At 37.1% G+C, this 17885-nt stretch carries 18 protein-coding genes; 10 read left to right on the top strand and 8 right to left on the bottom strand.

All coding sequences use genetic code 11. From position 1 onward, the window contains the following. Positions 1–4 precede the first annotated feature (4 nt). Complete coding sequence (locus tag ABJQ32_06645; protein MEP5289312.1) at positions 5–1939, bottom strand: SpoIIE family protein phosphatase; 1935 nt, start codon at positions 1937–1939, stop codon at positions 5–7. A 140-nt stretch (positions 1940–2079) separates the two neighbouring features. Here ABJQ32_06645 and ABJQ32_06640 point away from each other — a divergent pair, with 140 nt between their 5' ends. Then, positions 2080–2523: a DUF302 domain-containing protein gene (locus ABJQ32_06640; protein MEP5289311.1), complete on the top strand. Its 444-nt coding sequence runs from the start codon at positions 2080–2082 to the stop codon at positions 2521–2523. On the opposite strand, the gene ABJQ32_06635 is transcribed toward ABJQ32_06640, so the two are convergent. Further along, on the bottom strand, positions 2510–3073 hold the full coding sequence (locus ABJQ32_06635; GenBank protein MEP5289310.1) for a DUF2911 domain-containing protein: 564 nt from the start codon (positions 3071–3073) through the stop codon (positions 2510–2512). The genes ABJQ32_06640 and ABJQ32_06635 overlap by 14 nt on opposite strands. An 86-nt stretch (positions 3074–3159) precedes the next feature. On the opposite strand from ABJQ32_06635, the gene ABJQ32_06630 reads away from it, so the two are divergent. After that, complete coding sequence (locus tag ABJQ32_06630; GenBank protein ID MEP5289309.1) at positions 3160–3417, top strand: hypothetical protein; 258 nt, start codon at positions 3160–3162, stop codon at positions 3415–3417. Here ABJQ32_06630 and ABJQ32_06625 read toward each other — a convergent pair. After that, a complete protein-coding gene (locus tag ABJQ32_06625) occupies positions 3414–3779 on the bottom strand; it encodes a DUF3127 domain-containing protein (protein MEP5289308.1) in 366 nt (121 codons plus the stop codon). The two genes, ABJQ32_06630 and ABJQ32_06625, sit on opposite strands and share 4 nt — an antisense overlap. A 45-nt stretch (positions 3780–3824) precedes the next feature. Between ABJQ32_06625 and ABJQ32_06620 the strand changes: the two genes are divergently transcribed. The 6 genes from ABJQ32_06620 to ABJQ32_06595 all read left to right on the top strand — a co-directional run bounded on the left by ABJQ32_06620 (position 3825) and on the right by ABJQ32_06595 (position 7759). After that, entirely contained in the window at positions 3825–3959 is a 135-nt protein-coding gene (locus tag ABJQ32_06620) for a hypothetical protein (GenBank protein ID MEP5289307.1), read from the top strand. Continuing rightward, positions 3952–4425: a DUF2452 domain-containing protein gene (locus tag ABJQ32_06615; protein ID MEP5289306.1), complete on the top strand. Its 474-nt coding sequence runs from the start codon at positions 3952–3954 to the stop codon at positions 4423–4425. Before ABJQ32_06620 ends, ABJQ32_06615 begins: the two co-directional genes overlap by 8 nt. Positions 4426–4577: 152 nt before the next feature. Continuing rightward, positions 4578–5375, top strand: a complete 798-nt coding sequence (locus tag ABJQ32_06610; GenBank protein ID MEP5289305.1) for a hypothetical protein — start codon at positions 4578–4580, stop codon at positions 5373–5375. 10 nt (positions 5376–5385) lie between these two features. Then, the gene (locus ABJQ32_06605) at positions 5386–5931 is read left to right on the top strand and encodes a YceI family protein (GenBank protein ID MEP5289304.1); all 546 of its coding nucleotides are present in this window, start codon (positions 5386–5388) and stop codon (positions 5929–5931) included. Next, positions 5918–6772, top strand: a complete 855-nt coding sequence (locus ABJQ32_06600) for a DUF5777 family beta-barrel protein (GenBank protein MEP5289303.1) — start codon at positions 5918–5920, stop codon at positions 6770–6772. The genes ABJQ32_06605 and ABJQ32_06600 overlap by 14 nt, the downstream gene beginning before the upstream one ends. 123 nt (positions 6773–6895) lie before the next feature. Further along, on the top strand, positions 6896–7759 hold the full coding sequence (locus ABJQ32_06595) for a hypothetical protein (protein MEP5289302.1): 864 nt from the start codon (positions 6896–6898) through the stop codon (positions 7757–7759). A gap of 1 nt (position 7760) precedes the next feature. Here the strand turns inward: ABJQ32_06595 and ABJQ32_06590 are convergent, their stop codons facing one another. Continuing rightward, positions 7761–10148, bottom strand: coding sequence for a TonB-dependent receptor (locus ABJQ32_06590; GenBank protein MEP5289301.1), 2388 nt, complete (start codon positions 10146–10148; stop codon positions 7761–7763). A gap of 61 nt (positions 10149–10209) precedes the next feature. Between ABJQ32_06590 and ABJQ32_06585 the strand changes: the two genes are divergently transcribed. After that, positions 10210–11172, top strand: coding sequence for an alpha/beta fold hydrolase (locus ABJQ32_06585; GenBank protein ID MEP5289300.1), 963 nt, complete (start codon positions 10210–10212; stop codon positions 11170–11172). Here ABJQ32_06585 and msrB read toward each other — a convergent pair. From msrB to ABJQ32_06565, 4 genes are all read right to left on the bottom strand, one after another. Then, a complete protein-coding gene (gene msrB / locus ABJQ32_06580; protein MEP5289299.1) occupies positions 11156–11644 on the bottom strand; it encodes a peptide-methionine (R)-S-oxide reductase MsrB in 489 nt (162 codons plus the stop codon). The genes ABJQ32_06585 and msrB overlap by 17 nt on opposite strands. 66 nt (positions 11645–11710) lie before the next feature. Next, the gene (locus ABJQ32_06575) at positions 11711–12232 is read right to left on the bottom strand and encodes a DinB family protein (GenBank protein ID MEP5289298.1); all 522 of its coding nucleotides are present in this window, start codon (positions 12230–12232) and stop codon (positions 11711–11713) included. Positions 12233–12272: 40 nt separating this feature from the next. After that, the gene (lhgO, locus tag ABJQ32_06570; GenBank protein ID MEP5289297.1) at positions 12273–13469 is read right to left on the bottom strand and encodes an L-2-hydroxyglutarate oxidase; all 1197 of its coding nucleotides are present in this window, start codon (positions 13467–13469) and stop codon (positions 12273–12275) included. Positions 13470–13597: 128 nt separating this feature from the next. Beyond that, positions 13598–14758: a hypothetical protein gene (locus tag ABJQ32_06565; GenBank protein MEP5289296.1), complete on the bottom strand. Its 1161-nt coding sequence runs from the start codon at positions 14756–14758 to the stop codon at positions 13598–13600. 146 nt (positions 14759–14904) lie between these two features. Between ABJQ32_06565 and ABJQ32_06560 the strand changes: the two genes are divergently transcribed. Continuing rightward, positions 14905–17697 carry an ATP-binding protein gene (locus tag ABJQ32_06560; GenBank protein ID MEP5289295.1) on the top strand — a complete coding sequence of 931 codons (2793 nt, stop codon included), beginning with the start codon at positions 14905–14907 and terminating at the stop codon, positions 17695–17697. Positions 17698–17885 lie beyond the last annotated feature (188 nt).

Here is a 17885-nt window from a genome sequence, read left to right as displayed (position 1 = left end):
CTATTTATTTCACTTCGAATCCTAAGACACATACGTCATCAGTCTGACTTGTATTCTTAGACCACTCAGCAAAAGTTTTTTCGAGTATTTTTTGTTGTTCTGCAATTGGCTTGGATGAAGAATCCTCAATCAATTTGTTGAAGTTTTTTGACATGAATTTCTTATCATACTCTCCTCCAAACTGATCCTGATAACCGTCTGAAGATAGGAATATTCTATCTTTTACATTTAGTTGGATTTCTTCTTTTACAAGCTGTGCATGAACTTCCTGTTCATCACCTTCAATTCCACCAACCATTTGTCTAGGGCTCTTGATGATGGTAAGCTTTTCATCACCATGTTTCATTAATCTAAGCGGAATACCTGCGCCAGAATATTCCATTTTAAGCGTATCCAAATCTATTACACAGATACCAAGCTCCATACCATCTCTGTTCACCTCATCCGTTTCTCTTTGAAGCTCGAACTTAATAACCTTATCCAGCCTTGTAATAATTTTTGTAGGATCTAAATAATTTTGATAATAGATGATATTCGTAAGCTGATTACTTCCCATAATGGACATAATTGCACCCGGAACACCATGTCCAGTACAATCTCCGCAAGCGATTATCATAAACTCGTTATTACCTCTTCTTACTCGTTCAAACCAGTAGAAGTCCCCACCAATAATGTCTTTTGGTTTATAGATAACAAATGATTCAGGAAAGATACTCGTGAGTGTAGATGTAGGAGGTAAAGTAGACCTCTGAATACGCTCTGCATAGCTAATACTATCTCTAATCTGGGAAGAAACAGATACTAGCTGATTCTTTTGCATCTCGATCTGCGTCTTTTGATCTATTAGTTGCTTGTTTGTTTGCCTTTGTTCTTCAATTTGCCCGATTAGACTTTGAGAAGTACTTGCCATTTGCTTAGCAAGTTTTCCAATCTCATCTCTAGAACCGACTGGAAGTTCCACATCCAGATTACCCTTGCTGAGCTCTTCTGCTGCATTACTTAACTTAACTATTGGCTTAACGAATAAATTAGCTGCTATAAGAGATAGAATTACTGCTACTAATATGACTGGTAGAACAGCCCATAAAATTTGTCTTCTGATTTGGAGCAAAGGAGCGTAAGCTCTTTCTTTCGGAATACTTAATATCAAAGTCCATTCATTGCCAGTAAATGACATGTAGTTTGTTTCTCTACTTATAAAGTATAAGGCGTCTTGAGTTTCAAGATAATTAACGCCAGGTTCATTTAGGCTAGAAATAAGATCATATTGACTGTACTTTGTATTAAGGATATTTGAAGGATCAACGTTAGAGTACAGAATTGTTCCTTCATTATCTATTAGGTGAATATCCAAATTCCTTGATGAGTCAGCACTTAAAGAATATTCACCAACGATTTTATAAAGTTCATCTACAGGTATTCTACCTACCAACACTCCAACTTCTGTCTCATTTATAAAACTGGTGACTTTTGAAGCAAAATGCATAACCACACGACCAACGGACTCTGATTTTGAAACATCTACTGCCTCATTTTGGCCTGGTCCTAGTTTAGTCCAAAAAAGGTTATTAGGATGTTGTTTTCCTATTGAAATCCGCTTAGAATCTGCAACTCTAATCCTATTAATATCAAAGTATGAAAATGAGTAATAGAGATCATTAAGATTTTCCAGTTCTTGAAGACGTAGAGTTAATTGTTCAGGATCTGCATTAGCATTTCTGAAATACGGATTTTTTGAGGCCATCTTAATATCACTAAGCCTCGAGAACATGAATCTTCCAATATCTGAACTGATACCCTTCGATTGCTGAGTCATACTTGTAATAATCTCCTCCTTTAAGGTTTGCTCTACTTTTTGATCGGCAAAGAAAGACAAGACACCAGCGGTGAATAAAACCAGAAACAGGCATAAAATGGTGAGCTTGGCGTATATGTTCATAGATCAAGTTATCCGTTATCAGGGTAAAAATAAATCTTTTCCTTGTGCTAATCTATGCGATATGATGAATAAGTCAATAGGTGAATACACCTATACTATCAAAAGGCATATTATCTTCGCAATACAAACTCAATCCCGCCATGAAGTTTATTGTATTTATATTCATTTTAATTACCTATTCAAATCTGAGCGCACAGAATTTAACAATTTACCGTAGTTCAAGAACCGTTGATGAAACAGTAGAAAGACTGGTTGAGATAATTAAGCAAAAAAAGCTTGCTTACTTTGAGACCGTGGAACATGATAAAGTTGCAAAAGAGTATGGAGTTGAAATTCCTCCAACTCGAATGATTTTGTTTGAAGATCCTAATTTGATGATCGAACTTGTTTCATGCCGTCAAACTACGGCGCTGGATCTTCCAATGAAGATCTTAGTTTGGGAAGAAAACGAAGATGTCTATATTGGATTTTTTGATCCCAAGATCATGAAAAAAAGATTCTTATTGCAGGAATGCGAAGACATCATTACCAGTATGTCCCGTTTGAAGATTAGGGTAGTGAATGAGGCTCTCAGGGAAGACTAGAGAAAGGTATTGACCAACGAACTTTATCCCATCTAAATTTCAGAGAATCATCAGCAAAGTAGAATAACATTCGTTCTTGAGACTGATCCACAATTTTTGGAATAACATTGAGACGAAAAACATCAAGAGAGTCCTTGTAGTTATACGATCCCCACTGGTCCCATTCCTGATTAAAGATAACTGTCCATTCGTCACTATTTGGAATGGTGAAAATGGAATAAGTACCACTATCCAATTGGAATGTATCCACATTTAAATGATTGCTGATTGAAATGAAAGTAGCGTTGTTTGCTCCTGTTCTCCACAATTCTCCATATGGAACAAGTGGTTCCGCCTCCGTACCAAAAATCAAACGATTCTTTACAGCAGGACTACTAAACTCCACGTAAACATTAACTCCAGCCACTATCGCGCTATCCGAACGTAAAGGAGAAGGTCTTTTCTGAGGGTCAGAAGAGCAACTAAGACTTATAATAAAAAGAAACAACCCAATGGAGGTTGTGCTTGATTTTGAACGATAAAATGTCCGAAATTGAAATTCTGATATCATAAGAATAGACGATAACGTACTGTAAAATAGTAGGTTACAGATTTGGGTATATTATTTGCCAGTTGAATATAAAAACTAAATCTAATATGGGAATAATAGGCATAGAAATACCGCAACTCAATGAGGAACAGGATATTGAGGTAGAAGTAAGAGTAAATGGCATCAAAAAGCAATATCAATATCGAGTCGAAATTTTTCATTGGGATGATTGTCCATACCCCACCGAAGATCGAGTTGAATGCATCAGGCAATTGGTAAATGGGTATGACAATAAATGGGATTTAGCTCATCTGGGCTTACCTACAGACGACTATATCCCAATTACTTTTAGAAAACGTCGTTAGAAAGGCAAATCATCATCCTTGGAAAAATCCTCCTTTGCCCACTCCTGAGTAGGTGGAGGAGTATCTGCCCCCTGATTAGATGCATCCTTCTTGTCAACACGCCATGCTTGTAGACTATTAAAGTATTTTACCTGTCCTTGAGGGTCGGTCCACTTACGTCCTTTTAGATTGAAGTTGACTGAAACTTCGTCACCTACATTCAGATTGTCCAACTGATCGCAATTGCTTTGTATCAATTCGAACTTTACAAACTCTGGATATTGAGGGTTTTCCGCATACTCTAACACAAATTCTCTCTTTTTGAAAGTTTCCTTTACTGTTTGAGTCTCGTACTTTTCTACAATTTTACCTTCTACTGTCATAATTTTCTAAACTATTTTTCAACTTTTCTAGTTCACTTTGCAAGTATGATAAAGTCTAAGAAATATTTCTTGGTTGGAGCCATCATTTTTGTAATTATTTTAGCTTTGATAGCTATCGATATGAGCAATAGGACTGTAGCTCCATGGGAAAGAAGTGACAAAAAGGAAGCAAATGAATGACAATAAGATAGATATTTCTTCCATTGATCTAGAAAAAGAAAAGGAAAAAATCACAGATCTACCCGGTCTAATCGAATATGCTCATCATGCAGGAAGTGCCATAATAAAGCCTGAAGATAAAGGGAGAATTAAAGGCAATGCTGTAGCATCCATGCACGATCAAACTGATCGACAATTCCGACAGCTCTACGAGCAAATGCAAACACTTATTGAACAGGCAAAGTACTTAAAGTCAAGAGTAGAAGTCTCTGAAAGAATTTACAAAGCAGATGTACCTTTTCAGCCAGTGATTGGCAAAACCTATTTTTTATATAAGAAAAAGAGTGGTTTAGATTTGGTGTCAATGGTGAGCCCGGATGAATGGGGCAAGAATTTTCCGTACGAATCTTTTGAAGCTGAAATAAGATTAATGTCAGATCATACATGGGAGGTAGTCCAGTCTAAGAGTATGGATTATCAATATTGATAATCCCTTGTCACCCTTTGTAGTACAGTTGTTCACTCTTTGTCTATCTCTCCACGCAACCATTCCTTCAATTATATACGTCTTTTGTATGTCGCTATAATGCAGCGATTGTTTTATTCATTCAATGTTAAATGACCTATAAATCTGATCAAATGTCGCTAAGATTAATTTTCCTTTTAGGAATTCTCTTATTCCTTTTATCACGCTGCGTAAATAATGTGCAGGAACCTGCCATTGATTGCTCACTTTCCGATCTCGAATTGGGGGTGGTATCTTCTGTAAAATCTGATTGTGATCAACCTGGGAGCGTGACGCTCTTGGCTTCTGGAGGAACAGGCACATTTACATACAGTTCAAATGGAATAGATTTTCAATCCTCACCGACAATTGAGGGATTGTTTGCCGGAAATCTAGAATTTTTTGTAAAAGAGATTGATGAATGTGTGGTTTCAACATTGTTTACCCTTGAAGCTGAAGATACAGGAATCACTTTCAATACTTCATCTAGTCCGTCAGATTGTATTGAAGATACTGGGAGTATTCTGCTAGAAGCTAGTGGTGGAGTGGGAGACATAACTTTTTCGCTTGATGGTGGCTCATTTCAAGCTGCTACAGCCTTTGAAGATATTTCTGCTGGATCGTATACTGTAGCCGCGAGGGATGAAGAAGGGTGCGTAGTTGAAAAGAGTGTTACAGTAGATGTAATATCTACTACAAGTCTTACAAGTGATGTAATGCCTATAATTTCAGCAAACTGCGCAGTGTCTGGGTGTCATAATGGTAGCCAGTCTCCTAACCTATCGACTAAATCACAGATTATAAGCAGTGCTCAAAGAGTGAAAGCAAGAACTGGTGGACGTAGTATGCCGCCATCTGGAAGAGAGGATCTTTCAGCATCAGAGATAGAAATCATTGCTTGTTGGGTAGATGCCGGAGCAAAAGACAATTAAACAATAAATTATGAAAAAGTATTATTACCTAATCACACTACTATTCTTTGTTTGTATTACTTCTTTTGGACAGAAATACAAGACTGAAGAATCTTATATTAAATTTTATTCCTCCGCTCCTATGGAAGACATAGAGGCTGTTAATGAATCTTCTACCAGTATTATTGATATGGATTCTAAGAATATAGTCATTGTTATACCTATTACGTCATTTGAGTTCCCAAAAGAACTTATGCAGGAACATTTCAATGAAAATTACCTTGAGTCAGACAAATACCCTAAGGCAACTTTTAAAGGAAAATTGACCAACTGGGATGGACAAGAAGGTAAGTCTTCCGCTACGGCAGAGGGTACTTTAGAGCTTCATGGCGTATCTAAGGAAATAAAGATTGATGGAGAAATAGATAAGAAAGGAGATGCCTTAAACATGTCAGCAGTGTTTATCATCAAACTTGAAGATTATAAAATTAAAATACCGAAGGCAGTTTTTTACAAGATTGCGGAAGAAGTAGAAGTAACTGCAAAATTTGATTATAAGCCATATGCGAAGAATTAGTATTTTACTACTCCTGTTTGGGTTTAATTCCTTTGCTCAGGATGAGCTATTAGAATTATTAGAATCTGAAGGGACAGCAGATAAAGGCTATGCGATAGCAACTTTTAAGAGTACTCGAGTCATCAATGGACATTCAATTGAGACACGATCAAATGGCTCCTTGGAGTTTATCATTAGCCATCGCTTTGGAACTTTAAATTCAGGGTATAAAGAATTTTGGGGGCTAGACTTTGCAAATATGCGAATGGGGCTAGAATATGGACTTACAGACAATCTCAATATTGGAATTGGTCGATCTTCTTTTGATAAGGTAGTTGATGGCTTTATTAAGTATCGACTATTGCGTCAATCTAACAATTCACCGGTAACAATGACAGCATTTGCTTCTATCGCTAGAAAAACAGCTGAAATAGAAGGATTGAGTGGTTTGGACAGAAACGCATACACTGCACAACTGCTGATAGCCAAGAAATTCAATTCGAACTTTAGTTTGCAAATAACTCCGACAGTAATTCAGAGAAACCTTGTTTTAACCGAAGATGATGAGAATCTACTCCTAGCGATTGGTTTGGGAGCTCGATATAAGTTATCTAATCGCGTAGCTATTGTAACTGAATATTACCCTCAATTATCAGGTAAGGCGGAGCAGTTTAAAGATTCTTTTGCAGTGGGTGTGGATATAGAGACCGGAGGTCATGTATTTCAGCTTCATTTCACAAATGCCGTTCAAATGAATGAGCGAGGTTTTATTGGTGAAACAACGGAGGATTTCTGGGATGGTGATATTCATTATGGGTTTAATATCACTAGGGTTTTTGACCTTCGTCCGAATAAAAAATAATTATGTTTTAGAATGAGAGATTAGACCCTTCTTACTTTTGTGAGAGGGGTTTAGCTCAATTTTTAGAAAACATATAAAAATTTGATTCTGATCTTAATATCTTCATTGTCTAATTAAGACAAATTGAAGAAATACCTAATTTTCCTGACCTTCTTGGCGACATTCTATTTCGCCAAATCGCAAGATATAATAGTCACCACCGAAGGAGACACCATTGATTGTAAGATTACAAGGGTCGGTGATGAATTCATTCACTTTTCCATTTACGATAGGAGCGGAGTACTCCTGATGAGGTCTAGACTTCCTTTATCTAAAATTCAACACTACGATCAAGCGAAACCTGAAACAGTGACTCAATCACCGGATATACCTGTCGCACCAGAAGAAGAAATTGAGTTTGAGGAATTTGAACCTTCTTCTTTTAGATTGTCCATAAACACCGGATATACTTACCAATTAGGAGGATATGAAGGGTTGCCCGATTCCTATAAACAACAATTGCAATCTTTATGGAATCTGGGTGGGGAATTGCATTACTTTATTACGGAAAACTTCGGTGTAGGAGCTAAGTACAATCATATATCCACAAATGCAGACGAAGATTTTCAACCTCCGTTTAGTACAGCTTTTGGTTTTTCTAGTTTAAGGGATGAAAAAGTCACATTCGATTATATAGGTTTATCATTCATGTATAGAAATTTTCTGTACGATGATCAAGTTGTCAATTACTTTATTGCCGGAGGAGTCGTTAAATATAGAACTGATGGACTTGGCGATGGAGTTCCCTTCTATCAAGAAGGAGACACATTCGGTTTGGTACTAGGCGTGAATTATGATTTCATCTTCGTTCAGAATGTCGGTGTGGGGGTAGGTGCTGAAGTCAATATCGCTAGTTTAAAAGAATTTGATAATAACGGAATAACTGTACCTGCAGATTTTACGCTTACCAGGATAGATTTGACCGTTGGTGTTAGATTTTTTAAATAATCTAAATATTGGCTCTCAGAGCAAAAATAAAATTCCTCCCAGGAGCGCTGATACCTGAAGAATAGGGCCTGTAGTGTGAGTCAAGGATGTTCTCTACACCAATATTCATATTAAGATGTTTGTTTACCTGAAAACTAGATTTTATATTAATTGTGTACCAACCAGGGGTCCCAGAATCTGTATACAGATGGGGTTTGTCGTCTATTTCGCTTGATGGAATATCCTTACGACCATAATTAGCATTGTAATCTACAAACAGCTCGGATCGGATTTTTTTAGCGCGATGAGATAATGTAAATCTTCCAAATATCGGGGTGGTATGTCTTAGCGGCTCATTATTGCTTAGGTCTTTCCCGTCGGTATAGGTAATTGTATTACCTATTGCTAAATCACTAGATATTTCTGCTTTAAGCAAAATACTCCCGCCATAAATCTCCGCTTGATCCGCATTTACCTGGGCTCTTATCTCTAAACTATCGGATGCACTTGAGTTAGGAATGTCGAATTCTCCTCTTACGATAGCATCATATAATCGACTATAAAAACCTACAATATGTAGTAGGAAACGATCGCTTTTTCTTTGGTAGGAAACCTCATTACTCAGCGTGTATTCTGGCTTAAGATTTTCATTTGGAACTATGAGTATGTTATCGTCAAGTTCAAAAATCTTACCTACATCATCAATGTTAGGTGACCTAAATCCACTCGATAAATTATAACTGAACTTGTCGTTGTTAGAAGTATTGATCACCAGCCCAATAGATCCGTTTACTGCGGTATTGGTAAGATTAAAGTCATTTGCGGCAAAAGCTCCTGCATCTTCATTTAAGGTTTTTCCTGAAACAGAAATTGTATTTAGTCTTGCTCCGGTATTCAAGGTAATCATGTCTGAAAGCTGATTAACAAAACTTCCGTATACCGCGAAAGAGGTGTATTCACTTCCGCCATCAGGATATCTTGGCGTTACTGTACTAATAGAATCAGTGTCTAGATTCTTTCGAGTACCTTCTGAATGAACATCATTATAGAAAAAGTCTATACCGTAATAAAGGTTGGAAGAATTAAGCTCTTTATCAAAATCTAAAGAAATGGAATACATATCTACCATTTCAGTACGGGTTCGCAATCTGTTATCACCGAAATCTCGATCATTTCTACTTTCTTCAAATTTTTGATAGGCTAAGGTTACTCTTGCTTGATCAAACAGTTTATTAACATTGTAATAATTGACCTTTAAATTATGCATCATCCATTTCTGTGGTCCGTAAAACCACTCGGCAACTTCTAGAGAATCTGAACTACTGTTTAGAGGTAGAGTAAGTCTATCATATCTAGGTATATCAGAAGTGGTACTATAGTAAAAACCATAGCCTATATCAATGTCTTTAGATAATCGAAATTTGATTTTTGAAATGGTATTGAAAAGATTGTACCCAGAGAATTTTTGAAGATTAACTTCTGAATTTGATACTAGTTGATCTTCTCTGTCAACTCGTTGTACGTAAAAGTTACGTTTAAATTCATCTTGATAACCGTTTTTACGGTTACTTCCTGCTTTTAAGTCGTCAAAAGCTGTAAACGAGGAAGAATGAAAGAAGGTGACTTTTTTCTTTGACAAGGAAAAATCTAAATGACCAGTCCTTTCATTAGCTGCTGTACTGTATCTCGCCAGAGCATTTGCAGAAACATCCATAACATTGTCGCTAGACCATTGAGGCTCTATGGTGTGGAAGTCCATAACACCACCCAGCGCATCACTTCCATAGATTACTGAACCAGGACCGAAAATCACCTCAGAACTTTCCAATGCATTTGCATCTACATTGATAACGTTTTGCAAATTCCCACTTCGAAAAATAGCATTGTTCATCCTCACGCCATCTACTACTAGTAAGACCGAATTTGCAGAGAAGCCTCTGATTTTTGGAGAACCGCCTCCTAACTGACTCTTTTGCACAAATACCTGTCCTGAGTTTGCTAGGAGATCTGCAGAAGTCTGTGGATTTTGGAATTGGATGGACTTCTTACTTACTGTCATGATCTGCTGAGAAACACTTTCCTCTTCTTGCTCCCATTTATTAGCTGATATAACCACTTCATTAAAAGACATGATTTTTTCCTTCAATGCTATTTTTAGATCACTGCCCAGATAAGCTACGGATTGCTGATAATAGGATGGATGCTGAAAGAAAATTAAACCTTTAGGAAAAGAAGAAATATCGGCAATTCCTTTTTCACTAGTGTATGCAATGTCTTCTTTATTCTCATGGTAAATAAATACATCAGTCACAGGTTTATCTGTCGCATCATCTACAATCAATACATTTTGTGCGAAAGAAAAAGAGAGTGTAAGGAGAAGTAAAAAAGAGAATTGGAATTTAAGTTGCATTCAATGGTTAAATTTCACTTTTGATTTCGAAGCTCAAAATAAAGCAAAAATTAAGCCGATCATGCCTATTGTAAAACCTAAATATCACAAGAGGCCATGGTACTTTATCAATGGTCATTTTGAGACAATTATCCCTTCATTGTTTTATGAAGTTAATGATGTTTCTTATGAACGTGAGCGTTTGGAGCTTGAAGATGGAGATTTTTTAGATCTTGATTGGTTAAGAAATGGGAACAAGAGACTTATCATTTTAAGCCATGGACTGGAAGGCAGTTCCTACAGACATTACATAAAGCGACCTGCACATTTTTTCTCAAAAAAAGGGTGGGACATCTTGGCTTGGAATAATCGCAGTTGTAGTGGAGAGTTGAATAGGTTACCCCGATTTTATCATCATGGTGCAACAGAGGATATTTCCGCAGTAATAAACCAGGGACTTGAAGGAGCTTATGAAGAGGTTGTGCTTATTGGCTATTCTATGGGTGGTGGAATGCAGCAAAAATACCTCGGAGAGCGTAAAACGGATTCCAGAATCAAAGGAGCTATCTCTTTTTCAGTGCCATGCAATGTTCTGGATAGCGCAGATCAGTTAAGAAAAAGAGGCAACAGGTTTTATGAACGACGATTCGTCTCTAAGCTAAAAGAGAAAATACTTGCTAAGGCGGAAGTCGTGGAAATGGATGTTGATGGTATAGAAGGAATTCGAAGCTTTCGTGAATTAGATGAGAAGTTTACCCTGAAAATACATACAGAGTATTCTAGTGCGGATGACTTTTATGCTAAGATTACAAGTGATCAATTTTTAACCAATATTCAAATCCCACTTTTCATTGTAAATGCAGTAAATGATCCAATGTTAGGCAGTAAGTGCTACCCTATAGAGTTGGCAAGAAAAAGTGAAACGCTTTATCTGGAAATGCCTGATAAAGGAGGTCACGTAGGGTTTACCATGCCAGGTAATCAATGGAGCTATATGGAATATGCATCTGAGTGGTTTATTGAAGAAATTATTCCTTCTCACTAAATTTCAAAGATGCTCCATTTATACAGTATCGTAATCCGGTAGGAGCAGGGCCATCTGGAAATACGTGACCAAGATGCCCATCGCACCTTGCACATAATACTTCTGTTCTTACCATACCATATGCACGATCATCCTCCTCAGCTACATTAACCTTATTGATCGGCTTAGAAAAAGAAGGCCAACCAGTCCCTGATTTGAATTTTGCACCAGAGGTAAAAAGGGGTAATGAGCATGCTTTGCATGTATATGTTCCTTCTTTTTTGTTAGCTAATAGATCACTGGTAAAAGCTCTTTCTGTCCCTTTTTCACGAAGCACGTAATAATCAAGATCAGAGAGTTCTTTTTTCCATTCAGATTCCTGTTTTTCAATTTTATCAAATGGGAGAGTAGTTGGAACTTTCTTATCAGCTGTTTGCTGTGCACAGGAAGCGATTGAGAAGGTAATTCCTAGGAGAACAATAAGATTTTTCATAATTCAAATAAACGATAAACTCTATTCAATCAGTTTCACAATATCCAATAAAGGTCTTTTATCGGACTATTTAAGTACAGCCATATATTGAGTCCAGGGACCGACTTCACTTGTATACTGCTTAGCCAAAACTCTTGATATCTGAACAATATGCCCCAAATCATGAACCGTCCAACTGGATAAAAGGTTTTGAAGTGTAATTTTACCAAGACCAGGATGCATTCCTGTTTTGCTTAGATCGTCATCCATGATATTTAGCACTCTTAATTCTTTAAGGTTTGCTGTGCGCAATTGCTCAAATTCATCTAGTAGTTGATTTAAACTTTTGCCTTTGCTCTTTTCAAATTGAGCAAACCTATCAAAAGGTTCAAATGGCTGGGAATTTCCATGTTGTAGGATGATTTTAGTTCTGGGCAACCAGTCTACTTCCTCTCCATGAACTAGGTGACCCACTATATCGAAGGGACTCCATGTGTTTTCTCCTTCGTTGCTTGAGGTCCAGTCGGTAGATATTCCAGAGAGTAGACCTTTGATAACAACAGGAGTTCGTTCGAGTATTTCTAAGGATTTGTTTAAGTCAAATTGCATCTAATAAAGGTATTGAATGCCAACTCAATCAGCTTGTTTTCTAACTAAGTTTTTCTATCGCCATTTGTGCTACCCTTTCACCTATTGCTAAAGAGGATGTTGCAGCAGGGGACGGGGCATTTCCAACATTGATAAACTTGTCGTGTTCGACAACAAGAAAGTCATCGATCAATCCACCTTTGCGATCACAAGCTTGTGCCCTTACACCCGCACCACCTTTGATTAAATCTTTCTTCTCGATTTCAGGTATCAACTCTCGTAGTGCTTTGGTAAATGCTCCTTTAGAATAAGATCGATACATTTCACCTATGCCTGTTCTCCAATATTTATAGGCTACTCTCATAAATCCAGGATAAAAGAGCGTACCTAGTAGTTCTTTCATATTGACCTGATTTTTTGAGTACCCTTCTCTGGCAAAAGCTAAAACAGCATTGGGTCCCGCTTCAATCCCTCCATCAATGTGTCGAGTGAAGTGAACACCTAAAAATGGAAAATTTGGGTCAGGAACTGGGTAGATTAAATTCTTGACTAAGTGCTCTTTGGCAGGTTTTATCTTGTAATATTCGCCCCTAAATGGGACAATTTTAAAATCAATTTTTGCGCCCGTTAATTTGGCCACCTTATCGGAATAGAGCCCGGAGCAGTTGACCACCAATCGTGTAGTAAGCCGTTCATTTTCGGTATGAACATGTATGAATCCTCTTTCCTCTTTGAAACTCATGAGTTTATTGGAAGAAAAGATTTCGCCTCCAAAGTGCTTAAACTTATCCGCGTACTTATCCGCGACAAGTTTATAATCAATGATTCCAGTCTGAGGTACATAAAGTCCACTAACTCCAGCAACGTGTGGTTCGTATTCTTTGAGCTCGTCAGCGCTCAGTTTTTTAATATTCTTCAGCCCATTTGCTTCTCCTCGTTCCTGAAGTGTATGGAGAGAACTGAGTTGTGATTCATTGGTCGCAACGACTATTTTACCGCATAGCTCATAAGGTATTCCCTCTTCGTTGCAGAAGTCCAAAAGCATGTTATATCCATCGACACAGTTTTTAGCTTTAAAACTTCCCGGCTTATAATAAAGACCAGAATGAATGACGCCACTGTTGTGACCAGTTTGATGCTGAGCTATATTTCGCTCCTTTTCAATCACAGCAACTTTATAGTTAGGATTTTTTTCTTTGATTTTTAGAGCGGAAGCAAGCCCAACGATACCTCCACCAATCACAACAACATTATACATATTCCTATTTTACCCGTGCTTCGCAAAGATGAATAGGTTTGAAATCATGCACAAGCTGGTACGGTGACTTTCATAAAAAAAGGTGCCATAAAGGCACCTCTATTGGTCGTTTTCGCTTTTTTGGTTATTTAATCGTCAATTTCTATCATTTTTACTCCACCTAGACCAGAAGCAACATATAAATAATCATCATGTAGCAAGATATGGTTGACTGATTCGTTGTTTCCAAGTTCTAGTTTTCCAATTATTTCAACGTCATCATCATCATAAGTAGCCACATACACACCGCCTTCACCATTACTGATAAATAGCCTCCCTTTTTCAGCAGAAACTGCATTGGTAATTGAGTTATCATCGAATTTTAGATTGGAAATCAATTTTCCATCCATATCATAAACTAATACACCTTGCTCACCACCTGCTACGAAAATTTTCTTATCGTCTATATCGATGGTCTGCTTAGACTCTGGAAGCGTTTTAGCACTATGTTCAATTTTTTCTTTGATCTCCAGGTTGTTTCTATCGAATACTGAAATAGTAGAAGGATCTCCAGAAACACAGTATATTTTACTACCAGAACCTTCAACCCAGCGAGCATCTTCAATAGCTTCATAATTGTCCAAGTTCATAGATGAATTAAATCTGTAGATTCCACCACCGGTACTCATATCATCGCCTGTAGTTACATAAATAACTCCTCCAAACTCTGTAACGCTATTTGCTGTGAAACTACCTACTTCTTCAAATACAGTCCCACCACTCTTGAATTGACCTTTGCCAGAATCAAAATCTATTTTAGCAGCAAATGCAGGCTTTTCAAGTCTATCAGATCCACCAACAAAATAGAGGCTATTTGCATAGAATTCCAGTTCATTAATATCTGCATATGCTAATAGCTGAGAAGTAACTTCCAGTTCTTCTGTTACTAAATCGATCGCTCCAGCATAAACGGCCCCTGCATAGTTATAACTGATAGCTAAGAATTTCCCTTTTTGAGAGACAGAAGTGGCCTGAAGAGGCAAGTCATCTATAGTAGGCGGGGTTAACTCTCCCTTTAATTTAAGTTCAAAATCAGCCTTTTTTCTACCTTGTCCAGTAGATGAGATATTAATAACCTCATCCGTTTTAAGCATCCGTGCGTTAAGCAGCGTCTCATCATTGATGACATCAAGATCAGTTTGAATTTCTTCTGCATCATCAGTTGTACAAGATGCTAGTACTAAAATGCTAGCAACTAACATTAAATTTTTCCATTTAATGTATTCTATTGTTTTTATTAATTTTTTCATAATCCAAAAGTAGAATTACCCTGATAGGCCTGTGAGGGGGATTTACGCATTTTTCAGAATACGGCTTTTACGTAGAAAATCAGGAATAGACACTTATAGTTTTACAAATGTATTTAGATAGCTCATCGAGTTTAAAACTAGAAACTATGAAAAGTGTAAGTCAAGAATTAAAGAATAGTAATAAAGCTGCTTCAATAAATAGCTGCAAGCTACCAGATTCAGAATCTAATGAGGTCTATGATAACATAGTCATGCTAGCAAAGCAGATATGTGATGTGAGTAATGCCTTTATAGGTCTTATAGATCAAAAAGGCATCAATATCAAAAGTACGTCTGGAAGAATCTCCAGTGGCTTATTAAATAACATTTCTTCTGTCTTTAAGACTTTTCAGGAAAAAGCTTCAAAAAGCTATTTGGCATTGAATACTGTCAATGAAAATACGGTATCATTATTTGGAGGAGTTCCTCTTTATAATAAGAAAGGTGAAATCATCGGGATACTTTGTGTGCTGGATAATGAAAAAGCTAAACTCTCTAGTAAACAAAAGAAGGGACTCGAATTATTAGCTAAGCAAGTGGATAATATGCAAGCTCTGAAAAGTAGTGAACTAACCTATCAAACTCTTGTAGAGTCAAGTCATGATTTAATTTACGAATTGGATGCCAAGGGGAAATTCACTTTCGCCAATAGTTCTACTATTTGTAAAACAGGATATACAAGAGAAGAGCTTCATAAAATGACATGTTGGGATCTGATAGAATTGACTGAAAGGTCAAAGGCAAAAAATTATTACTTAGCGAAAGTAAAAGAAGGAATAGAATCTATTTATCATGAATTTCCAATTCAAACCAAGTCTGGAAAACGTATCTGGCTTGGGCAAAGTGTAGACTATACGGTTGTGGATGGTAGGATAATGAAAGCCTATGCAATTGCAAAGGACATCACCGAATTGGTAGATACTCGGATGAGGTTAAAAGAAACCGAAGAGCAAATCCTTGCAGAGAAAACCTTATTGAAAACAATGGTGTTTTCATCTCCTGCGGCAATTGCGATGTTTAGTAAAGATCTCAATTATTTGGCTTTTAGTGAAAAATGGATGGCCGATAAATCGGTGAATGAACAAACAATAGGGCTAGGGGATACTTCTGTAAGTGCTGAAAGAAAAGAGCTTCTTGATTCTTTAAGAAAAAGAGTACTCGAGGGCGAGGCAATTGATAGCGATAGTGATCTAATCTTAGATGAGGAGGGCAATAGAAAATGGATCAAGTGGGTGGCAACACCCTGGAATAATACCACTGATGGATCAATAGGAGGAATCATTGTCTATGCTGATGATGTAACTCAAATTGTAGAGCATGAAAGGGAATTGAAGAAAGCAAAAGAAGAGGCGCTGGCAATGGGTAAAATCAAAGAGGAGTTCTTATCAAACATGAGCCATGAAATACGGACACCTCTCAATGCTATAATTGGAACAACCGATTTGCTCCTAGACGAGAATCCATTTTTGAAAGAAGACGAAAAATTCAAGCTTTTAAAATTTAGTAGTAATAACCTGCTATCTCTGATTAATAATGTGCTGGATTTTAGTAAAATAGAATCAGGAAACATTATTCTGGAAGAAAACGATTTTGACCTGAGAGACCTTTGTCTAAACCTGGTCAATTCATGGAAGCCTATAGCCAATAAAAAAGAAGTAGAATTATTGTTAAAATGGGATCAGGACCTGCCTGAGATTGTTTTGGGAGATAGGGTTAGGCTTTCTCAAATACTGAATAACCTTATCAATAATGCACTAAAATTTACAGATGAGGGATTTGTTCATTTAAAGGTTTCTTCTGATCAGAACTCTGCTGATCGTATTCATTTTGAAATCAAAGATACAGGTGTTGGTATACCCAAACACATGCATGAGGCAGTCTTTAAAAGCTTCCAGCAGGTGAACAACGAGCATACCCTTGAAAAAGGAGGAACAGGATTGGGGTTACCAATTTGTGAAAAATTGCTACAAATGATGGGATCAAAGCTGCAGTTAGAAAGTAGCGAAGGATTTGGTTCAAGATTCTTTTTTAGCACAGAGATGGAACAGGGAGATATTCAAAATTCTGATCATGTGACTGAAGATATTAGCAAAACCAACCTCAATTTGAACGTTCTTTTGGTTGAAGATAATACGGCTAATCAATTTATCGCAGCAAGCTTCCTTGAGAAGTGGGGAGTCTCTTTTAAAATTGCAAATAATGGTAAAGAAGCACTGGATTATGTGAAACAAAAAGTGTTTGATGTAGTCTTAATGGATATACGCATGCCAGTGATGGACGGACCTACCGCAACTGCAACAATCAGAAAGATGGAAGATGAATACTTTAAGACTCTTCCCATCATTGCATTGACTGCTTCTACGATTTTGGATTTACGAAAAGAAGGTTCGGGTTATTTCTTTGACGATTACCTGGCAAAACCATTTAATCCAAAAGATTTCCTTAATGTTTTATCGAAGTATTCTTCAAATAACCTGGATGGTGTTCGTCAAGTTGAAGTCAGTAATCCGAAGGAAGAAAAGCAAATTGGATCTAATTCAGATAAACTTGGTCTGAAGACTAGATTGGAAGAGTATACGGAAGGGGACGTTGATTTTATGATAGAATTTGTGAACAACATCCTTGAAAATATAGACACACTCCAAGCACAGCTTCCTGACTACTATGAGTCAAAAGATGTAGAGGAATTAGGTGAATTGATCCATATGGTAAAACCAACATTGGAAATATTAGGATGTGATGATCTAGTAGAAACACTCTATCACATTAAAGATGAATGGGTGTCACAAATCTTCAATGCATCTCTAATTGATGATGTGCTCAACCGAACGAAGATGGTTAAATCAGAACTTGTCATGATCATCAAAGAAGAACCATCTAGACTTGATAAGGTTGCTTAATAATAGAGGATAGATCTGCTCCTCAAAACACATTGCTACTGCTTTCTTAACTACTTAATCAAGGAAGCGGTAGCTTGATTGTACGTGTCTCCAATAACTTTTGGAGGGAATTACGCATTTTTCACAATACGGATTTTACGTAGAAATCGACTCCTCGTTCCCCATAGCTTTACTAAATAATCAAAAAG

The organism is Marinobacter alexandrii (genome assembly GCA_039984955.1).
Classification (GTDB): Bacteria; Bacteroidota; Bacteroidia; order Cytophagales; family Cyclobacteriaceae; genus Ekhidna.
Note: the sequence above shows the minus strand (reverse complement) of the source record. Positions and strands in the feature narration are given on the sequence as shown.